This window comes from Streptomyces sp. H39-S7, assembly GCF_027158205.1.
In the GTDB taxonomy this organism is placed as follows: domain Bacteria; phylum Actinomycetota; class Actinomycetes; order Streptomycetales; family Streptomycetaceae; genus Actinacidiphila.
Map to the genome: position 1 here is coordinate 112684 of NZ_JAPVLU010000010.1, position 21631 is coordinate 134314.

Annotated in this window: 18 protein-coding genes; 12 read left to right on the forward strand and 6 right to left on the reverse strand. The window is 71.9% G+C overall.

Features of this window, described 5'->3' with window-relative positions; translation table 11 throughout:
* Positions 1-26: 26 nt before the first annotated feature.
* Entirely contained in the window at positions 27-263 is a 237-nt protein-coding gene (locus O3X23_RS11970; protein WP_269271383.1) for a hypothetical protein, read from the reverse strand.
* 105 nt (positions 264-368) lie between these two features.
* On the opposite strand from O3X23_RS11970, the gene O3X23_RS11975 reads away from it, so the two are divergent.
* The 12 genes from O3X23_RS11975 (at position 369) to moeZ (ending at position 15380) form a co-directional block, all read left to right on the forward strand.
* Complete coding sequence (locus tag O3X23_RS11975) at positions 369-1331, forward strand: alpha/beta fold hydrolase (protein WP_269271282.1); 963 nt, start codon at positions 369-371, stop codon at positions 1329-1331.
* A gap of 70 nt (positions 1332-1401) precedes the next feature.
* Positions 1402-2844: a DUF3152 domain-containing protein gene (locus O3X23_RS11980; protein WP_269271283.1), complete on the forward strand. Its 1443-nt coding sequence runs from the start codon at positions 1402-1404 to the stop codon at positions 2842-2844.
* Positions 2845-2932: 88 nt separating this feature from the next.
* The gene (locus O3X23_RS44140; protein WP_443047829.1) at positions 2933-3025 is read left to right on the forward strand and encodes an Ms4533A family Cys-rich leader peptide; all 93 of its coding nucleotides are present in this window, start codon (positions 2933-2935) and stop codon (positions 3023-3025) included.
* Positions 3026-3200: 175 nt separating this feature from the next.
* Entirely contained in the window at positions 3201-4916 is a 1716-nt protein-coding gene (locus O3X23_RS11985) for an ABC transporter substrate-binding protein (protein WP_269271284.1), read from the forward strand.
* The gene (locus O3X23_RS11990) at positions 4913-5911 is read left to right on the forward strand and encodes an ABC transporter permease (RefSeq protein ID WP_443047830.1); all 999 of its coding nucleotides are present in this window, start codon (positions 4913-4915) and stop codon (positions 5909-5911) included. Before O3X23_RS11985 ends, O3X23_RS11990 begins: the two co-directional genes overlap by 4 nt.
* Complete coding sequence (locus O3X23_RS11995) at positions 5908-6897, forward strand: ABC transporter permease (RefSeq protein ID WP_269271285.1); 990 nt, start codon at positions 5908-5910, stop codon at positions 6895-6897. Before O3X23_RS11990 ends, O3X23_RS11995 begins: the two co-directional genes overlap by 4 nt.
* On the forward strand, positions 6894-8618 hold the full coding sequence (locus O3X23_RS12000) for an ABC transporter ATP-binding protein (protein ID WP_269271286.1): 1725 nt from the start codon (positions 6894-6896) through the stop codon (positions 8616-8618). Before O3X23_RS11995 ends, O3X23_RS12000 begins: the two co-directional genes overlap by 4 nt.
* A 224-nt stretch (positions 8619-8842) precedes the next feature.
* Complete coding sequence (locus O3X23_RS12005) at positions 8843-10636, forward strand: DUF3492 domain-containing protein (RefSeq protein ID WP_269271287.1); 1794 nt, start codon at positions 8843-8845, stop codon at positions 10634-10636.
* Positions 10633-12285 (forward strand): hypothetical protein, encoded by a 1653-nt coding sequence (locus tag O3X23_RS12010; RefSeq protein WP_269271288.1) that lies wholly within the window; start codon positions 10633-10635, stop codon positions 12283-12285. Before O3X23_RS12005 ends, O3X23_RS12010 begins: the two co-directional genes overlap by 4 nt.
* Before the next feature lie 79 nt (positions 12286-12364).
* Positions 12365-13276 carry an NAD-dependent epimerase/dehydratase family protein gene (locus tag O3X23_RS12015; protein ID WP_269271289.1) on the forward strand — a complete coding sequence of 304 codons (912 nt, stop codon included), beginning with the start codon at positions 12365-12367 and terminating at the stop codon, positions 13274-13276.
* The gene (locus O3X23_RS12020; RefSeq protein ID WP_269271290.1) at positions 13264-14091 is read left to right on the forward strand and encodes a spherulation-specific family 4 protein; all 828 of its coding nucleotides are present in this window, start codon (positions 13264-13266) and stop codon (positions 14089-14091) included. The genes O3X23_RS12015 and O3X23_RS12020 overlap by 13 nt, the downstream gene beginning before the upstream one ends.
* A 110-nt stretch (positions 14092-14201) precedes the next feature.
* A complete protein-coding gene (gene moeZ / locus O3X23_RS12025) occupies positions 14202-15380 on the forward strand; it encodes an adenylyltransferase/sulfurtransferase MoeZ (RefSeq protein ID WP_269271291.1) in 1179 nt (392 codons plus the stop codon).
* A gap of 79 nt (positions 15381-15459) precedes the next feature.
* Here moeZ and O3X23_RS12030 read toward each other — a convergent pair whose 3' ends face one another.
* The 5 genes from O3X23_RS12030 to O3X23_RS12050 form a co-directional block, all read right to left on the reverse strand.
* Positions 15460-17067 carry an alpha/beta hydrolase gene (locus O3X23_RS12030; RefSeq protein WP_269271292.1) on the reverse strand — a complete coding sequence of 536 codons (1608 nt, stop codon included), beginning with the start codon at positions 17065-17067 and terminating at the stop codon, positions 15460-15462.
* Between the two features lie 127 nt (positions 17068-17194).
* Positions 17195-18259, reverse strand: coding sequence for a hypothetical protein (locus O3X23_RS12035; protein ID WP_269271293.1), 1065 nt, complete (start codon positions 18257-18259; stop codon positions 17195-17197).
* On the reverse strand, positions 18247-18912 hold the full coding sequence (locus O3X23_RS12040; protein WP_269271294.1) for a hypothetical protein: 666 nt from the start codon (positions 18910-18912) through the stop codon (positions 18247-18249). Before O3X23_RS12040 ends, O3X23_RS12035 begins: the two co-directional genes overlap by 13 nt.
* Before the next feature lie 242 nt (positions 18913-19154).
* Positions 19155-20273, reverse strand: a complete 1119-nt coding sequence (locus O3X23_RS12045) for a phosphotransferase family protein (protein WP_269271295.1) — start codon at positions 20271-20273, stop codon at positions 19155-19157.
* A 146-nt stretch (positions 20274-20419) separates the two neighbouring features.
* A complete protein-coding gene (locus O3X23_RS12050; protein ID WP_269271296.1) occupies positions 20420-21565 on the reverse strand; it encodes a hypothetical protein in 1146 nt (381 codons plus the stop codon).
* Positions 21566-21631 lie beyond the last annotated feature (66 nt).

Consider the following 21631-nt stretch of genomic DNA (forward strand, 5'->3'; position numbering starts at 1 on the left):
AGCACATTCTCACTACCTGGGACCCCTCAGCGATAGTCCTCCTCGTCCAGTTCGACGACACGGCGCTGTTCCGCCACGTCCACGGGATCGGCGGACGCGACCGGCGCATCGGAATCGTTTCCGGCCGGGGAGTCGTGCCGGGGGACCACTTCGGTGTGCTGTTCCGCGGCGTCGGCCTCAGGGATTTCGATGTCCATCTCGACGGCCGGGTCGTCCGCGGCGGTCTCGAATTCATCCTCGGAAATCTGGATTTCGTCGGACACGGTGACTCCCTTCCTCACTGTCGAGCGTAGGAGAGGGCGATGCCGAGCGCAGCCTGTGAGGGCGAACACGCGAGCGCACGCGTGATCGTCTCGTAACATTGCCCCATGCCCTCGACGGAGTCTCCCCACGCTGCGATCGCTCCCGCAGCCGTCCCCCCACAGGGGCCGCGGCTCGGACCAGGGGAAACGCAGCGAAACGTGAGTCTGCCCGGTCTTTCTCTGGTGGTCCGCGAGCGGACCTCGGAGCGCGCCGGACTCGAACCGGCCGTTCTGGTGCACGGACTGGGCGGTTCGTCGCAGAACTGGACACAACTGATGGACCGGCTGGCCGACCGGCTCGACAGCCAGGCACCGGATCTGCCCGGCTTCGGCTTCTCTCCGCCGCCCGACGACGGCGACTACACGATCGCCGGGCACTCCCGGGCGGTGGTCCGGCTGATCGAGTCGGGCGGCCGGGGTCCGGTCCACCTGTTCGGGAACTCGCTGGGCGGCGCGGTGGCGACGAAGGTCGCGGCGGCCCGTCCCGACCTGGTCAGGACGTTGACGCTGGTCTCGCCGGCGCTGCCGGAGCTTCCGCCGCAGCGCACCGCGTGGCCGACGGCGTTCGTCTCGATGCCGGGAATCCCGGCGCTCTACCTGCGGGCGACCAGGGGCTGGGCGGCCGACCGGCGGACCCAGGAACTGCTCGCGCTCTGTTACGGCGACCCCTCCTCGGTCGGCGACCGTGCGCGGTCGGAGGCGGTCGAGGAGTACGAACGGCGCATCGCGCTGCCGTATTTCTGGGACGCGATGGTGCGCTCGACACGGGGCATCGTCAACGCGTACACCTTGGGCGGACAGCACTCGCTGTGGCGGCAGGCGGAGCGAGTACTGGCCCCGACGCTGCTGGTCTACGGCGGGCGCGACAAACTGGTCTCCTTCCGGATGGCGCGGAAGGCCTCCCAGGCGTTCCGCGACTCGCGGCTGGTGACGCTGCCCGACAGCGGGCACGTCGCGATGATGGAGCACCCTGACGTGGTGGCACGGGCCTTCCGGGACCTGCTGGCACAGACGGACGGCGGGAAATGAACGACAGGGCGGGCGGGCGCGTAATGAAGGACAAGACGAGCGCTGCGACGAGCAGGAGCTGATTCAGGGCGTGGGGAAGCACAGCGCGGGCGGCGGCCGGCAGAGTCGCGACAACGACATAGGGAGCACCCTCGGCGGCGGCCGGTCAGGACAGGGCCGCAGACGCCGGGGTGATGTCGGCGTTCCCGTCTCCACCCCGTCCCAGTCGCCGGCGCCGGGCGCCCGCTACGACGGCGGACACATCGTCGGCGAACACCCGGACTCACGCCCGCACCCCGAGCACCGGGAGCACGCCGCGTGGGGCGCCCAGGACGCGTGGGCGGCGGAGAACGGCCGTGGCCGGCGCGCCGGTTACCGGCCGGACGAGCTCCCGGACCCGTACGACACCGGTCAGTGGCAGACGTTCGACGAACCGGTCCTCCCCGCTCCCGACCCGTACGACACCGGTCGGTGGCAGACGGTCGACCGGTCCGGCCACCGGACGGCCGACCGGCCCGGACCCTCCGTCCCGGACCCGTACGACACCGGTCAGTGGCAGACGTTCGACGAGCCCGTCCTCCCGCCACAGGCCTTCGAGGCCCCGGCCGGCCGCCGGATTCCGGGGCCGCGCGCGGAGCAGGAGACGTTTTCCGGGCAGGAGCCCGGCATGGACTCCGAGATACCGGTGGCCCCGGCCGCCGACACGGGCAGGAAGAACGGCGGCAAGGGCCGCACCTTCACCGGGATCGCCGCCGCCGCGGTGGTCACGGTCCTCGCCGTGGTCGTCGCCGGGCAGGTCGGCGGAAGTGGCTCCGCGCACAGCGAGGCGGGATCCTCAGACAGCGCCAAGCGCGGCGGCAACGACGCGGCCTCGCGGTCCAAGGAGCGTCCGACGCCCGGTGTCGCGCAGGCCGACGCGCCGGCCGTGGCCGTCGCGAGCTATGACCAGCTGATGGCCCAGCAGTACCCGCTCGACGCCAAACTGGCTCTGAGCGGCCAGTTCGAGACCATGCCGGGACACGACCCCGCGCCCGGCAGGGGAAAGGTGGTGCGCTTCCGGGTGGACGTCGAGAAGGGCCTGCCGCTCGACGCCGCGCTCTTCACTCAGACGGTGTTCAAGACCCTGAACGACCCCCGGAGTTGGGGACACGGCGGAATCAAGACGTTCGAGCGGGTCTCATCGGGCCCGGTCGACATCGTCGTTACTCTCGCCAGCCCCGGGACCACCGCGACGTGGTGTGCGAAATCCGGCCTGGACACCACGGTTGACAACGTGTCATGTGACGCGGCGTCGACCGAGCGCACCATGATCAACGCTTTCCGGTGGGCGCAGGGCGCCGAGACGTTCGGCCCCGCCCGGATGCACGAGTACCGGCAGATGCTCATCAACCACGAGGTCGGCCACCGGCTCGGCCGCGGCCACGTCGGCTGCCCGAAGGCGGGCGAGCTCGCGCCGGTGATGATGCAGCAGACGAAGTTCCTGTCGCTCGACGGCGGCCCCACCTGCAAGCCGAACGCCTGGCCGTTCCCGTAGACCCGGCCGGTCCGGGGCACCCCCAGCCACTGGTGGGGGTGCCCGGGGCTTTTTGACATCGGCGGGATCTTCGTTCACTCTTCTGGACATGTCATTCCGCCACGCCTCCAAGGACGCCAGCATCAAGCTGGTGCTCATTGGCGTGGCCGAAATCTGCGTAGCCGACATCCTCTGTCGGTGACCCACGGTTCGGTCGCGTAGAGGCTCCTGCCTCCGCCCCGAGCTGTCCATCCGTGGGCAGACGCACCCCCCTGAGTTCGAGCCAATTCCCCGTTGAGGGGGAGCGGCCGCTGCTGCCCGCGGGTATTCGTTGAATCCTGCCGTCCCGTCCCGCAGCCGTGAAAGGCCGAACTCTCATGCGTCAACTGTCCCTCATATCCCGCCGCGTGGCAGCGGTAGCCGTTGGTCTGGCCCTCGCCGGAGGGGCCGCCGCCTGCGGCCCGAAGGACAGCGCCGCCAAGGACTCCTCCGACGCCAAACCCGCCAAGGGCGGCACCCTCTACGTGCTGAACAACCAGGCACAGGAGGACTTCGACCCGGCCCGCCTGTACACCTCGGGCGGCGGCAACGTCCCCTCGCTGGTCTACCGCACGCTGACCACCCGCACCCGGGCCAACGGCGCCGAGGGCTCGAAGGTCGCCGCGGACCTGGCCACCAACACCGGCGAGCCGAGCAAGGACGCCACCGTCTGGACGTACCACCTCAAGGACGGCCTGAAGTACGAGGACGGCACGGCCATCACGACCGCCGACATCAAGTACGGCATCGAGCGCTCCTTCGCGGCCGAGCTGTCCGGCGGTGCGCCCTACCTGCGCGACTGGCTGGTCGGCGGCGCCGCGTACCAGGGTCCGTACAAGGACACGAAGGGCCTGGCCTCGGTGGAGACGCCCGACGCCAAGACGATCGTGTTCCACCTGAACAAGCCCGAGGGCGAGTTCCCGTTCCTGGCCACGCAGACCTCGTTCGCCCCGGTGCCCAAGGCGAAGGACACCGGCACCAAGTACGCCGAGCACCCGGTCTCCTCGGGCCCGTACAAGGTGATCAAGAACGAGAACAACGGCGAGCACCTGGTGCTGGAGCGCAACCCGAACTGGTCCGAGGCCACCGACGACCAGCGCAAGGCGTACCCGGACAGCATCGACGTCCAGGCGGGTCTCGACCAGGCCGTGATCAACCAGCGGCTGTCCACGGGGTCCGGCAAGGACGCGGCGGCCGTCACCACCGACACCAACCTCGGCCCGGCCGAGCTGGCCAAGGTCACCGGCGACAAGGCGCTCGCGAGCCGGGTCGGCACCGGCCACTTCGGCTACACCGACTACATCGCCTTCAACCCGAAGGTGAAGCCGTTCGACAACCCGAAGGTGCGCCAGGCCATCGCGTACGCGGTCAACCGCACCACTGTGGTCAACGCGGTCGGCGGCTCCTCGCTCGCCGACCAGGCCACCACGTACCTGCCGGAGCAGGCGTCCTTCGGCTACACGCCCTACGACCCGTTCCCGGCGGGCAAGACCGGCGACCCCACCAAGGCCAAGCAGGTGCTGGCGGAGGCCGGCTACCCGAACGGGATCACCGTCTCGCTCACCCATGACGTCACCAAGGCCGACGAGCAGGGTCCCGAGGTCGCCACGGCCGTCCAGGACGCGCTGAAGGCGGCGGGCATCACCGTCAAGCTCGACGGCCAGGAGCACAAGGCGTTCGGCGACAAGATCCACAACGTCTCGGCCGAGCCGGGCTTCTTCCTCACCGGCTGGGGCGCGGACTGGCCGTCCGGCGGCCCGTTCCTCGGCCCGATCTTCGACGGCCGGCAGATCGTCAAGGACGGCTACAACTTCAACATCGCGCAGCTCGACGACCCGGCGGTCAACCAGGAGATCGACGAGATCAACAAGCTGACCGACCTCAAGGCCGCGGCGACCCGCTGGGGTGCGCTGGACAAGAAGATCGGTGAGCAGGCCGTGACCGTGCCGCTCTTCCACCCGGTCTACAAGCGGCTGTTCGGCAAGGACATCAAGAACGTCGTGATCAGCGACTGGACCGGCGTCCTGGACATCTCGCAGGTCTCGGTCAAGTGACCACCCAGGACCTGACGGCCGTCGAGGCGGGGGCGGTCGGCAACCCCGGCGCCCCCGCCCCGGGGGCCCGGCAGGTCTGGCGACGGCTGCGCGCCCAGCGCGCGGCCGTCCCCGGCTCCGCCGTCATCGCACTCCTCGTCCTGGTGGCGCTCGCCGCACCCCTGCTGAGCGCCATCGAGGGGCAGAACACCACCTCCTACCACCCCGAGCTGGTCGACTCCGCCTCCGGCGGCGTACCGATCGGCTCCTTCGGCGGGATCAGCGGCGACCACTGGCTCGGTGTCGAACCCGGCACCGGGCGCGACATGTTCTCCCGGCTCGTGCACGGCGCCCAGATATCGCTGGCCGTCGCGCTCGGCGCCACCGCCGTCCAGATCCTCGTCGGCGTCGGCACCGGCCTCGCCGCCGGGCTCGGCAACCGCTTCGTGGACAACCTGCTCAGCCGCGTCACCGACGTCATGATCACGATGCCCGCGCTGGTCTTCGCCATCGCGCTGATGGCCGTGGTCCCCGACGGCTTCCCGCGCCCGCTGCTGCTGGCGCTCATCATCGGCTTCGTCGCCTGGGGAAGCATCTCCAAACTCGTCAGGGCGCAGGTGCTCAGCCTCAAGTCGCTGGACTACGTGGCCGCCTCCCGGCTCGCCGGCTCCGGCACCTGGCGCATCGCCCGCCGTGAACTGCTGCCGTCGCTCGTCGCGCCCGTCATCACGTACGCCGCGCTCCTCATCCCGGCGAACATGGTCATCGAGTCGGGCCTGTCGTTCCTCGGCATCGGCGTGAAGCCGCCCACCCCGTCCTGGGGCCAGATGCTCTCCAGCGCCAACACCTGGTACGAGGCCGATCCCGCGTACGTGCTGCTGCCCGCCGCGATGCTCTTCATCAGCGTGCTCGCCTTCACCGTCCTCGCCGACGGCATCAGGACCGCGCTCGACCCGCGCGCCGCCAGCCGGCTCCGCGTCGGCACCGGCCGCAAGCGTGAGGGGGCCGCGTCATGATCCGCTTCCTGCTGCGCCGCACGGTCTCGGCCGTCGTGGTCCTGCTGGTGCTGGCCGTCGTGCTGTACGCCGTGTTCTACCTGGCGCCGGGCGACCCCGCGCAACTCTCCTGCGGGCCCAAGTGCTCGCCCGCCCAACTCGTGCAGATCCGTGAGCAGATGGGTCTGAACGACTCGGTGTACGTACAGTTCTGGCACTTCCTGCAGGGCATCGTCGCCGGTCACGACTACAGCACCGGTACCGGCACGGAGCACTGCTCCGCGCCCTGCTTCGGCCGGTCCTACCGCACCGGCGAACTCGTCTCCGACATCCTGGTCGCCAAGCTGCCCGCCACCGCCTCCCTCGCGCTCGGCGCGATGGTGCTGTGGCTGATCCTCGGCGTCGGCACCGGCGTGCTCTCCGCGCTGCGCCGCGGCCGGCCCACCGAACGGCTGCTCACCGGGCTCACCCTCACGGGCACCGCCACCCCGGTGTTCATCATCGGCATCCTGCTGCTGATGCTCTTCTGCTCGGTGCTGCAGTGGCTGCCCTACCCCACCTACGTGCCGTTCACCGACGACCCGCAGGAGTGGGCCTGGAACCTGCTGCTGCCCTGGCTGGCGCTCGCGCTCGTCGAGTCCGCCAAGTACGCGCGGCTGACCCGCAGTTCCATGCTGGAGACGCTCGCGGAGGACCACATCCGCACCTTCCGCGCCTACGGCGTGAGCGAGCGGGCGATCATCGGGCGGCACGCGCTGCGCGCGGCCCTCACCCCGGTGATCGCGCTGTCGGCGCTCGACCTGGGCTCGATGTTCGGCGGCGCCCTGCTGACCGAGTCGCTGTTCAACGTGCCGGGGCTCGGCCAGAAGCTCGTGCAGTCCGTCGAGCTCAAGGACCTGCCCGTCGTGGTCGGCATCGTGCTCGTCATGGGCTTCGCCGTCGTCATCGCCAACGCCGCCGCGGACGTGCTCTACGCGCTGGCCGACCGAAGGGTGGTACTGGCATGAGCGCGGCCATCGACTCCGCTGTGGACACCGCCGCCCCGGCCGGCCTCGCCGAGCCGCTGGTGGAGGTGCGGGACCTCGTCATCGACTTTCCGACCGCGTCCGGCACCGTACGGGCCGTCGACGGCCTCAGTTTCCGGCTCGAAGCGGGCGGAGCGCTGGGCATCGTCGGCGAGTCCGGCTCGGGCAAGAGCGCCACCGCGTACGCCCTGCTGGACCTGCACCGGGGAACCGGCGCGAGGACCGCCGGCACGGTGCGCGTCGCCGGGACGGACGTGCTCGCCGCCGACGACGCCGAGCTGCGGCGGCTGCGGGGCGGCCGGGCGGCGATGGTCTTCCAGGACCCGCTCTCCTCGCTCGACCCGTACTACGCGATCGGCGACCAGATCGCCGAGGTATACCGGGTCCATGTGAAGGCCACCCGGCGGGCCGCCCGCGAGCGGGCCGTCCAGGTCCTCGACCGGGTCGGCATCCCGGACGCGGCCCGGCGCTCGCGTGCCCGGCCGCACGAGTTCAGCGGCGGCATGCGGCAGCGCGCGCTCATCGCCATGGCGCTGGCCTGCGAACCGCGGCTGCTGATCGCCGACGAACCGACCACCGCGCTCGACGTCACCGTCCAGGCGCAGATCCTCGACCTGCTGCACGAACTGCGCGCCGAGACCGGCATGGGGCTGCTGCTCGTCACCCACGACCTGGGAGTGGTGGCCGGCAGCGTCGACGACATCCTCGTCATGCGGAACGGCACCGCCGTCGAACGCGGAGCGGTCGGCGCCGTACTGGACGCCCCGCGCGAGCCCTACACCCGGGCGCTGCTCGCCGCGGTGCCGCAGGTGGACGCGGCGCGGCCGGTGGCCCTGGTGAAGCAGCGGACGGCGCCGGAGGCGGAAGAAGCGCCGCCGGCGAACGAGGCACCGCTGCTCGAAGCGGTCGGCCTGCGGCGGGAGTTCGGGAAGCGCCGCGACACCGTGACCGCCGTGGACGGCGTCTCGCTGACCGTCCGGCGCGGCGAAACGCTCGGCATCGTCGGTGAGAGCGGCAGCGGGAAGACCACCCTCGGCCGGATGCTGGTGCGGCTGCTCGACCCCACGGACGGTGAACTCCGTTACGACGGACGGGACATCGGCTCACTCGGCGACAAGGCGCTGCGCCCGCTCCGCCGCGACCTGCAGATGGTCTTCCAGGATCCGGTCTCCTCGCTGAACCCGCGGCGCAGCATCGGCGAGTCGATCGCCGACCCGCTGCGGGCGACGGGCGGGATGAGCGACAAGGCGATCGTCGAGCGGGTCAGGGAGCTGCTGGAGCGGGTCGGGCTGGAACCGGACTGGTACCACCGGTACCCGCACGAGTTCAGCGGCGGCCAGCGGCAGCGGGTCGGCATCGCGCGGGCGCTCGCTCCGTCCCCGAAGCTGATCGTCTGCGACGAGCCGGTCTCGGCGCTGGACGTGACGACACAGGCCCAGGTCGTGGCGCTGCTCGGGGAGTTGCAGCGCGACCTGGGGCTCTCGCTGGTCTTCATCGCGCACGACCTGGCGGTGGTGCGGCAGGTCAGCGACCGGGTCGCGGTCATGCGCGCCGGGAAGATCGTCGAGGAGGGCCCGGCGGACGCGGTCTACGACGCGCCCCAGCACGCCTACACCAAGGGTCTGCTGGCGGCCGTGCCGGTGCTCGATCCGGTCGAGTCGGCAGCCCGGCGCGCGGGCCGCAAGGGGCTCACCGGGGTCTGAGAACGGTGGCCCGCAGCTGAGTGAAGTGTGGTGCTTCGCGCACTTTAAGCGACGCCAACGCATTGTGGTGCGAGAAGTTACGACCGTTCACCCCTTCCGGTGGCGCGGCGGACAACCGTCCGTCGCGCCACTGTCGTACCGGCATACCGTCATCGCGCCGGGCAGACGCATCCGCCCTCCCGGCCGGGACTCCTGGCGGATCGGCGAAGGAAGGGGGCGTACAGATGCGCGTCGCGTTGCTCACCGAGGGTGGTTACCCGTACGCACGTGGTGAAGGCGGCGCCTGGTGCGACCGGCTCGTGCGCGGGCTTCCGGGCCACGACTTCGAGGTGTACGCGCTCAGCAGGTCCGAGCGGACGGAGGCCGGCGGGCGGGTCGAACTGCCCGCACAGGTACGGCGGGTACGCAGCGAGCGCCTGTGGGGGGCGCCGCCGCGGGACGACGGCCGGTGCGCCCGTGCGGGCCGCCGGGCGCGCCGCCGCCGTTTCCTGCACCACTACCGGGAGCTGGCCGCCGCGCTGGCGGGCGGCGACGAATCCGCCGCGGGCGGTGCGGGCAGCGCAGCCGGCGTCGGCGTTGGTGTTGGTGTTGGCGTCCTCGGGATATCCGACGCGGGAGCCGATGGTTACGGGGGCGCTCGGGCGGACCGTTTCGCCTCCGGTCTGTACGGGCTGGCCGAACTCGCCCGCGAGGAGGGCGGACTGCCGGGGCTGCTCCGGTCCGAGCACGCCCTGCGCGTCCTGGAGGACGTCTGCCGCACGCCCGGAGCACGACCCCTGCTGACGGGCATCGGCGTGGTGGACCTGCTCACCGCCGCCGAACTCCTGGAGCGCGCCCTGCGGCCGCTCTCCGCGCCCTGGTACGAACCGGACGGGCTCGGCTCCGCCGATCTGTGCCACGCCGTCTCCGGAGGTCCCGCGACCCTTCCCGGACTGCTGGCCAAACGGTTCTTCGGAACGCCGCTCCTGGTCACCGAGTACGGCGTCCGACTGCGCGAGGCGCTCCTCGCGCACCGCGCCTCCGGTCTCTCCGCCGAGGTCCGCGTCCTGCTCACCGCGTTCCACCGGCTGCTCGCCGGCGAGTCGTACCGCGAGGCCGCCCTGATCACCCCGGGCAGCACCCACGCCCGCCGCTGGCAGGAACGGTGCGGCGCCGACCGCTCCCGGCTGCGGACCGTCTACCCGGGCATGGAGGCCGCCCGCTTCGCCCGCGCCGGCGAAGCCGCGGAAGCGGCCGGCGCGGACGCCCCCACCGGGCACTCCGACCCCACCCTCACCTGGGTCGGCCGCCCGGACCCCGCCAAGGACCTCATCGCGCTCCTGCACGCCTTCGACGCGATACGCACGGCGGAACCGGGCGCACGGCTCCGGATCCTGCATGTCCGCGGCGGCGACGACGCGTACCTGGCGGGCTGCCGCACGCTGGCCGCCCAGCTCTTCCCCGACGAGGCACGGGACGCGGTGACCGTCGGCGAGAGCCCCGTCACCTTCGAGGAGATCGGCTCGCCCGGCGCCCCGCAGCTCGCCGACGCGTACGCCTCCGGTGACGTCGTCGTGCTGTCCAGCATCGTCGAGGGCTTCCCGCTGAGCCTCGTCGAGGCGATGTTCTGCGGCCGGGCGACGGTCTCCACCGACGTGGGCGCCGTCCGCGAGGTCATCGGCGGCACGGGGCTCGTCGTACCGCCCCGCAATCCCAAGGCGCTCGCCGACGCGTGCCTCGCGCTGCTGCGCGAGCCCGAGCGTGCCGCCCGGCTCGGCGCGGCGGCGCGCGAGCGGGCGCTCGAACTCTTCACCGTCGAGCGGTGCGAGGGCGCGTTCCGCGAGATCTACCTGGAACTTGTCGCGCACTGGCCCGTGCGCCGCGAGCCGCTGCGCGACACCGACGGCGTGCCGCGCCCCTTCGCCGAACCCGCCGAGGCCCACGTCCCCGGCCGCCTCACCCCGGTGCTGCCCGCGCCCACCTGGGCCCGCCGCCCGCAACCCGCGGGCCTCCCCTTCCACGGCGGTGACCGCACATGACCACCCCCCACGGCTCCGCCCAGGCCGCCCTCCTCGCCCGCATCGTCGCCTCCGGCCTGGTGAATGAGCCGACAATGGAACGGGACACCGCCGAAGCCGAAGCCGAAGCGGCGGCCGAGGGCCTGAGCGACTGCGTCGAGCGGCCCGCCTCCGGCGGGGCCGGTGACGCAGGGCCGGAGGCGGCCGACGACGCGGCGAGGGCCGAGGCCGAGGCCGAGAACGTGAGCGACTGCGTCGAGTCCCTGGCCTCCGGCGGGGTCGGTGGCGCTGCCCCGGAGGCGGCCGACGACGCGGCGACGGCCGAGGCCGAGGCCGGGCATCCGGCCTCCCGTCGGGCCGCGGACCCGGACGCGGCCGAGAGCGTGGTCCCGGGGCCGGTCCTCCTCCCGGGGGGCGATACGGAGCCGCTCGACGGGGCTGCCACGGACGAGATCGCGGTCGTCGACCGACCCGCCCGTGACGTCGGGGGTCCGGCGGACGTGGCACTGCAGGCTGCTGGGGCGGGCGAAGCCGGGGCCGGGCATCCGGCGGCACGGCGGGTCGCGGGGTCGGCCGGGTCCGATACCCGGCTCGCCGCCACGGCGGCCCGGCGGCGGGGGCCCGCCGATCCGGTGCGGAGCATGATGCATCGGCACGAGGAGCTGTGTGCCGGGGCGGTGGACGTCCTGGAGATTGCCGCCGGGCTGGAGGCGCACGGGGTCACGGACCGGGTGGCGGGACGCTTCCGGCACCGGGACGTGTTCTCGCTCGCGGACGAGCTGTACGGGCGCGTCCCGCACAGCACCGCGGGCGGGCGCGCCGTGCCGGGCCGCGTCGGCCCGGTACGTGTCGGGGTGCTGCACGTGGTGCCCGGCGCGGGCTGCGCGGCCGCGGCCGCGTTCGTGGTGCGGTCGCCGGCCGTCGGCGCGGTGGTCGCGCTGCTCGTCGCGCTGGCCACCTGGGCGGCGCTGCGACGCGGCCCGCTGCGTACCGGGAACGCCGGCGGGGCGCCGGCGGCCGGGTGGCTGCTGGCGTTCGCGCTGTGCGGCGGCCCGCTGCTGGCGGGACTGCTCGACGCCCCGTTCGATCCGCCCGCCACCGCCCCGTTCGTGGCACTGGTCCTCACCCGGGCGCCCGCCGCCTGGTGCGCGCACCGCTTCGCGCTGCGGGCGCGGGCCGAGCTGACGCCCAGCCGCGGGCTCGGGGAGTTCGCCGCCCGGGTGCGCCCGCTGCTCGCCGGCACCCTCGCGCTGTACCTCGTGGTGCTGTGCGCGTTCCTGTGGGCGGCTGCCGCACTGGCCGGGCCGGCCGGCGTCGCCGGGGCGGGTGCCCTGGGGGCGCTGCTGTTCACGGCCCGGCTGCTCGCCGTGCACGGCTTCACCAGGGCGGCGGCCTGGGGGACCGGCGTGGCGGCCGCCGCCGAGGCGGCCGCGCTCGGCGCGGCCGCACTGCACCACGTGCCGGGCCTGGCGGCCCTCTCTGCCCCGGTCGAACGGGTCGGCCCGGCCGCGATCCCCGTTCTGGCCTGCGGCTGCGCCGCCGCGGTCCTCGTCGCGCACGCCTTCCGGGTCCTCACCCGGGCCTCGGCGCACGCCACCGCCACCCGCACCGGACCGCCCGCCCGCCCCCGTCCGACAGACCTCCGCAACCCCAACCAGGAGCAACGTTGATCACGCATCGAACCACCTCGCCGCGCCGACCGCGCGGGACAGAGCACCGGCAGGGACACCGGCTGGGAGGTGTCCAGCGATGAGGGTGCTGCTGCTCGGAGCCGATGGCTTCCTCGGACGGCACGTGGCCGAACGGCTGCTCGCCGACCCCGCCGTACAGCTGACCGCCCTGGGGCGCAGCGATGACGCCGATGTGCGGTTCGACCTGGCGAGCGGGGCGCCGGGGGCGCTGGCGCGGTTCCTGGACGCCGTGCACCCGGGCGTCGTCGTCAACTGCGCGGGTGCCACCCGCGGCGGGGCCCGGGAGCTGACCCGGCACAACACGGTGGCCGTGGCGACCGTGTGCGAGGCGATGCGGCGCAGCAGTACCGGCGCGCGCCTCGTGCAGGTGGGGTGCGCCGCCGAGTACGGGCCCTCGCCCGTCGGCGCCTCCACCGCCGAGGACGCGGTGCCGCGGCCGGGCGGCCCGTACGGGGTGAGCAAGCTCGCCGCGTCCGAGCTGGTGCTGGGCTCGGGTCTCGATGCCGTGGTGCTGCGGGTGTTCAGCCCGGTCGGCCCCGGCACGCCGACGAATTCACCGCTCGGACGGGTCGCCGAGGCGCTGCGCCGGGCGATGCAGAGCGGTGACGGCGAGTTGAAGCTCGGCGGGCTGGCCGTGCAGCGCGACTTCATCGACGTCCGTGACGTTTCGCGGGCGGTGCACGCGGCCTCGCTGTCCGCCGCGCAGGGCCTGGTGAACATCGGGTCGGGACGGGCGGTCCGCATGCGTGACATGGCCGCCGGGCTCGCGCACGTCGCGGGTTACGACGGCACGCTGCACGAACTGGACGAGCCGCAGGTGTCGCCCGGCCCGCCCCCGTACCCCGACGGCTGCGGCAGCTGGCAGCAGGCGGATGTGCGGACGGCCCGCGACCGGTTGGGCTGGCGGCCCCGCATCGGCCTCGAGGAATCGCTGGCCGACGTCTGGATGGAGGCCGCATGTCGCGTCTGACACCTCCGCACTTCTGGGGCGCGGGGCTGCGCGACCGCTCCGGCGGGCAGGACCGTTCGGACCGGCTCGGCTTCGGCGTCCCGGTGAACGCGCATCCGCTGGTGGCCCCGGCCGAGTGGGGTGAACTCGCCCGCCCGGGGACGCCGTTGCACTGGGTGGTGCTGAACGTGGCGGGCGGTCCCGGTACCCGTCCCGACCCGCTGTACACGGAGGCGGTGGCGCGGCTCCGGGAGAGGGGGGTGCCGGTCCTCGGCCATCTGGACGCCGCGCGCGGCGAGCGGCCGTTCGGCGCGCTGGTCCAGGACGCCTCCCACTACCTGGACTGGTACCGGGTGGACGGCTTCTACCTGGACCGCGCGCCGACGGAGCGGACCGCGCTGAACGAGTGCCGGCGGGTCACGACGACGCTGCGGGCGCTGCTGGCGGGGGACGACGGTGACGCCGGGAACAGCGACGCCGGTGAGGGCGGTGGTGACGGGCACATCGTGCTGGGGCACGGCACACACCCGTTCCCCGGCTACGCCGAGATCGCCGACCAGCTGGTGACGTTCTCCGGGCCCTGGACCCGTTACCGCTGGTCCGAGGCGCCGCAGTGGACGGCCGCGTACCCGCCGGAGCGCTTCGCGCACCTCGTTCACGGGGTGCCGCAGTCGCACCTGGTGACGGCGATGCGGATCGCCCGCTGGCAGGGCGCGGCCACCGTCTGCTTCACGGACCGCACGGACCGGAACGGCACCGACCCGTGGGAAGGGCTGGCCGGGTACTGGGACGAATCGGTGCGAACGTTGCGAAAGCAGCCGCCGCCCAGTATCTGAGCCCATTCGGTCTCGCTCCTCGGACCGGGTGTCTCGGAATGAAGACCGGCGTGGCAGTGTTACGGAGAGAACCACCCGTACACCCGTATGCCTACCGATCCGGAGTCCCCGTGTCGCTGCCACCCCTGGTCGAGCCGGCTGCCGAGCTCACCGTCGACGAGGTCCGCAGGTACTCGCGCCACCTGATCATCCCCGATGTGGGGATGGACGGACAGAAGCGGCTGAAGAACGCCAAGGTGCTGTGTGTCGGCGCCGGCGGCCTCGGCTCGCCGGCCCTCATGTACCTGGCCGCCGCCGGCGTCGGCACGCTCGGCATCGTGGAGTTCGACGAGGTCGACGAGTCGAACCTGCAGCGCCAGATCATCCACAGCCAGGCAGACATCGGCCGTTCCAAGGCCCAGTCCGCGCGCGATTCCGTCCTCGGCATCAACCCGTACGTGAATGTCGTTCTCCACGAGGAGCGCCTCGAGGCCGAGAACGTCATGGAGATCTTCTCCCAGTACGACCTGATCGTCGACGGCACGGACAACTTCGCGACCCGCTACCTGGTCAACGACGCGTGCGTGCTGCTGGACAAGCCCTACGTCTGGGGCTCGATCTACCGCTTCGACGGGCAGGCGTCCGTCTTCTGGAGCGAGCACGGTCCGTGCTACCGCTGCCTGTACCCGGAGCCCCCGCCCCCCGGCATGGTCCCCTCCTGCGCCGAGGGCGGCGTGCTGGGCGTGCTCTGCGCGTCCATCGGGGCGATCCAGGTCACCGAGGCGATCAAGCTGCTCGCCGGCATCGGCGACCCGCTGGTCGGCCGTCTGATGATCTACGACGCCCTGGAGATGACCTACCGCCAGGTCAAGGTCCGCAAGGACCCGGAGTGCGCGGTCTGCGGTGAGAACCCGACCGTCACCGAGCTGATCGACTACGAGGCCTTCTGCGGCGTCGTCTCGGAGGAGGCCCAGGAGGCCGCCGCGGGTTCGACGATCACGCCGAAGCAGCTCAAGGAGTGGATCGACGAGGGCGAGAACATCGAGATCATCGATGTCCGCGAGCCGAACGAGTACGAGATCGTCTCCATCCCGGGCGCCAAGCTCATCCCCAAGGGCGAGTTCCTGATGGGCACCGCCCTGCAGAACCTGCCCCAGGACAAGCGCATCGTCCTGCACTGCAAGACGGGTGTCCGTTCCGCGGAAGTCCTCGCCGTCCTGAAGTCCGCGGGCTTCGCGGACGCGGTGCACGTCGGCGGCGGCGTCATCGGCTGGGTGCACACGATCGAGCCCCACAAGCCGGTCTACTAGTCGCGCACGCGAAGGGGCCCGCACACCGTCCTCGGTGTGCGGGCCCCTTCGCGTCAACGGGATACAGGCGCTACGAGCGCTACGAGCAGACGGTGCCCTTGGCCGGCACCTTCCCGTCCAGCAGATAGGCGTTGACGGTCTTCGTCATGCAGGCGTTGCCGCTGTTGTACGCGCCGTGCCCCTCGCCCTGGTACGTGATCTCGATCCCGACGTCCGGACCGAGCCCCGTCGCCATCTTGCGGGCGCCCTCGTACGGTGTGGCGGGGTCGCCGGTGTTGCCGACGACGAGCATCGGCGCCGCGCCCGCGGCACTCACGTCCGGCGTCTGCCAGTTCCCCGGCACCGGCCATCCGGTGCACGCCGGGAGGCTCCAGGCCAGGAACTCACCGAAGACGGACGAGGCCCGACGGAACGCCGGCAGCTTCTCCCGCACCTGCGTCTGGGTGTAACGCTGCTTGGCGTCGGCGCAGTTGACCGCGGTGTTGGCCGGCATCAGGTTGTTGTAGCGGCCCTTCTGGTCCCGGCCGGCGAACGAGTCGGCGAAGGCGAGCAGCAGATTGCCCTGACCGGTCTCCTTGGCCTCGTTGAGCGCCATGGTCAGGTACTTCCAGTCGTCCTTCGAGTACAGCGTGGCGGCGATCCCGTTGGTCGCGATGGTCTGGGTGACCTCGCGGCCGTCGTTGGTCGGGAGCGGCTTTCCGTCGAGCTTCGCCAGGAACGCGGCGATCCACTGGTCACCGGCCTGCCGGCTGCGGCCGGTCGGGCAGTCGGCGGTGTTCTTCGCGCAGTCCCTCATGTAGTTGTCGAGCGCGAGCTGGAAGCCCTTCGCCTGGCCGAGGCCGGCCTGCTCCGGGTCGAGCGTCGGGTCGACCACACCGTCGAGGACCGCGCGGCCCACCTTGCCCGGGAACAGATGGGCGTAGACGCCGCCGAGCTCCGTCCCGTACGAGATGCCGAAGTAGTGCAGCTTCTCGTCACCCAGGACCTGGCGCATCAGATCCATGTCGCGGGCCGCGCTGATCGTGTCCACGTGCGGCAGCACCGCACCGGAGTTCTTCACGCACGCCGCCACGAGCTTCGCCAGATCGGCCTGCTGCGCCCGCACCTCGCCGGGCGTGTCGGGCGTCCCGTCGATCGACCGCGAGGCGTCCGTGGACCGGTCGTCCAGGCACTTCACGCCCTGGCTCTCACCGACGCCGCGCGGATCGAAGCTCACCAGGTCGTAGCGCGAACGCAGCTTCGCGTAGTCCTTGCTGAACGACGGCAGCGCGGCCACCCCGGACCCGCCGGGGCCACCGAAGTTGAAGACCAGTGACCCGATCCGGCCGCCGCCCGTCGCCTTGGCGCGGATCATGGCGAGACCGATGGTCGGGCCGTCCGGCTGCGCGTAGTCCAGCGGCGCCTTGAGCGTCGAGCACTGCCACTCGCTCCCCGGCGCCTTGCTGTCCGCCCCCTGCGCCACACTCGGCGCCGGGCACCGCCGCCAGCTCAGCTTCTGCCCGGTCAGCGAGCCGGGCAGCGCGCCCGGCCCGCCGGCCGGCGGCGTCCTGCTCCCCGTCACCGACGCCGTCGCCGAGGGCTTGTCGTCCGCGGCCCTGGAATCCCCGCCCGTACACCCCGCCGCCCCCAGCGCAATGACCAACGCGACACCGACCACCGCGTCCCGCCGCACCCATACGTTGCTCATGGCGTTGCTCATGGATCTCCCACCCGTTGTTCCCAATGCGCGGATGATCCCATACGGGCGGATAGTTCCGCGCGCGGCCGACGCGGGTCGCCGGGTGGGCACGCGTGCCTGTTCGAGCTCCGGACGATCAGCGGACCACACTCTGGATTTCGCGGACGGTGACGGGATTCGGGGCCCCGAAGACGCCGTCCGGGAGGGCGTGCGTCGCCGGGCCGTCGGAGCCGCGCCAGCTGACCTTCCACGTCACGGTCACGGTGAGCTGGTACGAGGCGCCGTTCGGGGTCGACCGGAGGTAGGTCACGCCGCACGGCGGACTGCCCGTGGACCCCTTGGTGTAGGGCGTGCCGACATGGCCGTCCGCACCGATCGGGCAGTTCCCGCCGGCGGGGAAGACGTTCGCGTCCGGCGTGCCGGGATCGATGCGCACGCTGACCGGCGTGGCCGTGGTCTCCGCCCAGATGGTGCCGCCCGCGACGGATGCCCTGACGGTGACGGGCGCGTACTCGGCACCGCTCAGCCAGACCCAGGTGGGGAGGTTGACGGTCTGGTTGGTCTGCGGACTCAGGGAGACGTTGGTGCCGGGAACGCGCATCCGCTGGTAGGCGAGCTGTGACAACAGCTCGGGAGAGATCGCGTTCTTGATGGGCGGGGTCTTGCCGTTCTCGACCCAGAAGGGGATCTCGGAGCAGGAGCCACGAGCGAGAGTGTCGGTCGATTCGGGATTCTCCACGCCTCCCCAGAACATGCCTTTCCCGTCCTCGGCCACGTTGAAGTCCTTGTAGCCGGGGTGATCGGGCCAGGAGAGGCCGTCCGTGTAGTGGTCACGCACCTGGGCCATCGCGCTGCCCGCCGTACCGTGCCATTTGCCGGAGTCCTCGGCCCAGCCCTTCTCGAACTTCTCCTTGTACTCCTTCGCGCCGTACATCGGCGCGTACCAGCAGGCCGGGGGGCTCCAGCTCACGTCGGTGGACTTGAGCGGGCCGCGGCCCGGGCCGTCGTGGCCGTTGGCGGGAGTGAAGGAGACCTTGGCGTAGATCTCGCCGTGTTTCTGGCCGCCCCCGTCCGCGGGCGGAGGCTGGGTGGTGTTGTCGTCGGGTCCGCCCGCGAAGGCGGGACCTCCCGACAGCAGCACCGCGGCCGCGGATATCGCCAGGCCGCGTCGTACCAGCCGGCCCGAAGTCACTGCTTGCATTGCGTCGCCTTCCCCTTGACGTCAATGGACTTGGCCTGCCACAGTTCCGGGCTCGTCGGCAGCTTGGTCATGATGACGGAGTAGTACGAGAGGTCCTTGTCGCTCGGCTGGGTGTAGAGGACCTTGCCGGTCTTGACCTCACGGCCGTACATCTTGGTCTGGTCATTGCAGAACGCCACCTCGGCGGTCTGTCCATCGGCGGCGACCCTGATCTGCGGACGGTAGAAGCGATTGGTCCCGGTGAGGGTCCAGCCGTGCGTCAGGTGGTTCTTGACGTGGAACTTCCCGTACGTCAGAGCGGCGTCCCGCGAATAGGTCGTGAGCCCCGGGTCGTTGGCGTTCCGCTTGACGACGCCGTGCGCGATGCTCTGCACGAAATGGGCGGCATCGGCCAGCGCGACGGCCTTGGCATGATCGGACGGGGCCGTCCACGCGAACTCCAGCTTCAGATCCGCGGGCAGCGTGAGGTCCGGGCCGGTCGCCGTGGGCGGCGCGGATGCCGATGGCGTCGCCGGCGCGGACGGTGCCGTGGTCTGGGCTCCGTCGATCGTGCCGGACTTGCCGCTCGACCCGCCGCTTCCGCCGCAGGCGGTGAGCAGAAGGGCGGACGCGGTCGCGAGGGCGGCGGCGGTGAGCGCTGTGGGGGCTCGCATAGAGGTGAGGGGCTCCCGGTCGGTGAGTGGGCACCGACGGGTCAGCTCTGTGTACGTCCCCGTGGTCCCCGTACGTAGGACCTACGACGTTACCCAAGCCACGCGGGAGGAAGCGAGGGAGGGTCGGTGCCTAACGCGTCACGTTCATGTCACCGACGGCACACGGGACTCGGGGCGCGGGGGCCGGGGAGAGGCGGTGCTCTCCCCGGCGTCGTCGCCCCGCGCCGGAGGCCGGCGCGGCGTCACCAGTAGCGGCCTTCGATCATCGCTTCCAGGGTGGCGCGGTGCATGATCAGGTCATCCGGGTCGGCGGGGAGGGCGCGTTCGCCGAAGTGGATCTGGCGGTAGCCGATGCGGAGCATCACGGTGGCGTGCCGGAGGGCCGCGTACAGGGTGTGGAAGTCCAGGTCGCCGGCGGTGTGGCCGGTCGCGTCGCGGTAGCGGCCGGCGATGGCGTCGCGGGTCATGAAGTCGGGGAGGCCCGGGTAGCCGGTCTGTTCCGTCAGGTCCTGGAAGAACCGGTGGAGGTAGATCATCCAGCCGAGGTCGAGTTCGCGGGGGCCCAGCGCGGCCATCTCCCAGTCGAGGACCGCCACGGGGTCGAAGCCCGCGTAGAGGATGTTGCCGATGCGGGCGTCGCCCCAGCTCAGGACGGTGGGGCCGGGGTCCGCCGGCCACAGTTCGCCGAGCCGCTCGAAGGCGCGCTCGATGAGCGGTGAACGGGAGCGGCCGTCGATGACCCAGTGGTAGTAGTCGCGTTGGGCCGCGACATGGTCGCGCAGGGCGTCGCCGGACGGCCCGGCCAGGAACGCGACCGACTCGACCGGGACGGTGTGCAGCTCGGCCAGGACGTCGACGGTGGAGCGCTGGAGGTGCTCGCGGTCGGCGGGGTCGGCGTCGTAGAGCCAGTTCTCGCCGTAGGTGTACGGCATGACGTCGGGCGGTACGCGCCCCTCGACGCGTTCCATGACGAAGAACGGCGCGCCGAGCGGCGCCGGGTCGGTCTCCAGACAGAGCAGGGCCGGGACGGGTGCCTTGCTGTGCTGGGCGACGGCCTCGATGGTGCGGTACTGGCGCTCCATGTCGTAGACGGGAAAGGCCGCGTAGGCGTCGGGGTCGGCGGCCAGCCGCAGGACGCAGGGGCGCAGTTGCTGGCGGGCGGTGCCCGTTCTGTGCGGCACGGCGAGGTCGAACAGGACGGTCTCGCTGGACATGCCGTTGGAGGACGGGATCTGGAAGGTGCGGGTGTGCGCGCCGGGTTCGCGGGCGTGCAGCCAGGCGTCGAGCCGCTGCCGCAGGAGTCGGGGGTCGCGGGTGCTGGTGGTCAGGAGCGGCGTGGGGGGCGGGGTCGGGCTCGACACGGTTCCTCCTTGCGGGCCTTGCCGGACAGGGGCTTCGGCTACCCCCCATTACTTGCCGGGATCGGAGGGGAGTACGCGGGTCTGCTCCAACGGGCGATGGTTCGACGAACGGAAGGTGACGGTCTGGGCGGCGCCGGTGGCACGGGTTACGGCGCCATCGAGTCGAAGCCGGTGAACCCGCTGGGGTCGTGCCGTCCGAAGCTGCCGTGTTCGAAGATTCCGTAGCCGGTCGCGCCGTCCCAGGTGAAACGGGCCGCGTGGTCGATGACGCCGTACGCCGCCAGCCCCAGACCCGCCGGGTCCGACAGGTCGTACGTACGGCGGTCCAGCCAGCCGCGGCCCTTCCACTCGCCGTGCTGCCAGTCGCCGGCCGGCGGGTAGCCCGCGCCGACCGCCAGCGGGCTGCCGCCGAGCAGCTCGGCGTGGATCTCGATCGGCTTGCGGTCGGCTCCGGTGAGGTGGATGACGGCCGACTCGGGGTGCCGGCTGCCGGAGCGGTAGGTGATGTCGACGTGTGCGCGCCCGAGTTGCTGGTCGGGGCGGCCGGCTTCGGTGGGGTGGACGAGGACGGCGCTGTCGAGGGTGCGGTAGCCGTCGGCGTCCTCCTGGAGGATCACCATGACGAAGCGGTCCTCGAAGCGGATCGGGATCCACAGCCAGTGGAAGCCCTCGGTGCGGAACTCCTCGGCGGCCCGGCCGGGCGCCTCGCCGGGGATGGGGCGGACGCCCCAGCTGCGGTCGCGGGTGGCGGTGAAGCGGCCGCGCTCCACGGTGATCTCCTGGTCGCCGGCACGGATCACGCCGTGGCAACTGCCCGCCTGGCAGAACCGGTTGGCCTCGAGGAAGAGCCGGTCGCCGGAGTACTGGATGTGGTGCGGCTCCTCGACGGCCGGGAAGTCAGCCTCCCAGACCAGGTCGAAGGAGAGGCTCGAAGCCTCGTCCTCGTCCTCGCCCGGCTCCTGCTCCTCGCACACCAGCCGCAGTCGCTTGAGCGGTTCCTGGACCTCGATGCGCAGGGGGCCGACCTGCTGCCGCATCCGGTCCTCGCCGAGCGCGTCCGAGGCCCTGACGGCGATGATCCGGTCGCCCCGCAGGAGCGTCGCGTAGGCGTCGGTGACGCCGAGGTTCGGGTAGACGCCGAGGCCGGTGATGAGCAGCGCGCCACCCTCGTGGTCGAAGACCTGGAAGATCGACCGGTCGTAGGCGTTGCGGTCGCCGCTGGCGACATGGCGCATGGATCGGGCGATCTGGTGCACGGGGTACTCGTCCAGCGGAACGGGTCGTTGTGGCACGGCCGTCTCCTCCTCGGTGTCGAGAATTCACTGACGGTACGTCAGCTAATGTCGCCGGGCCTAGAT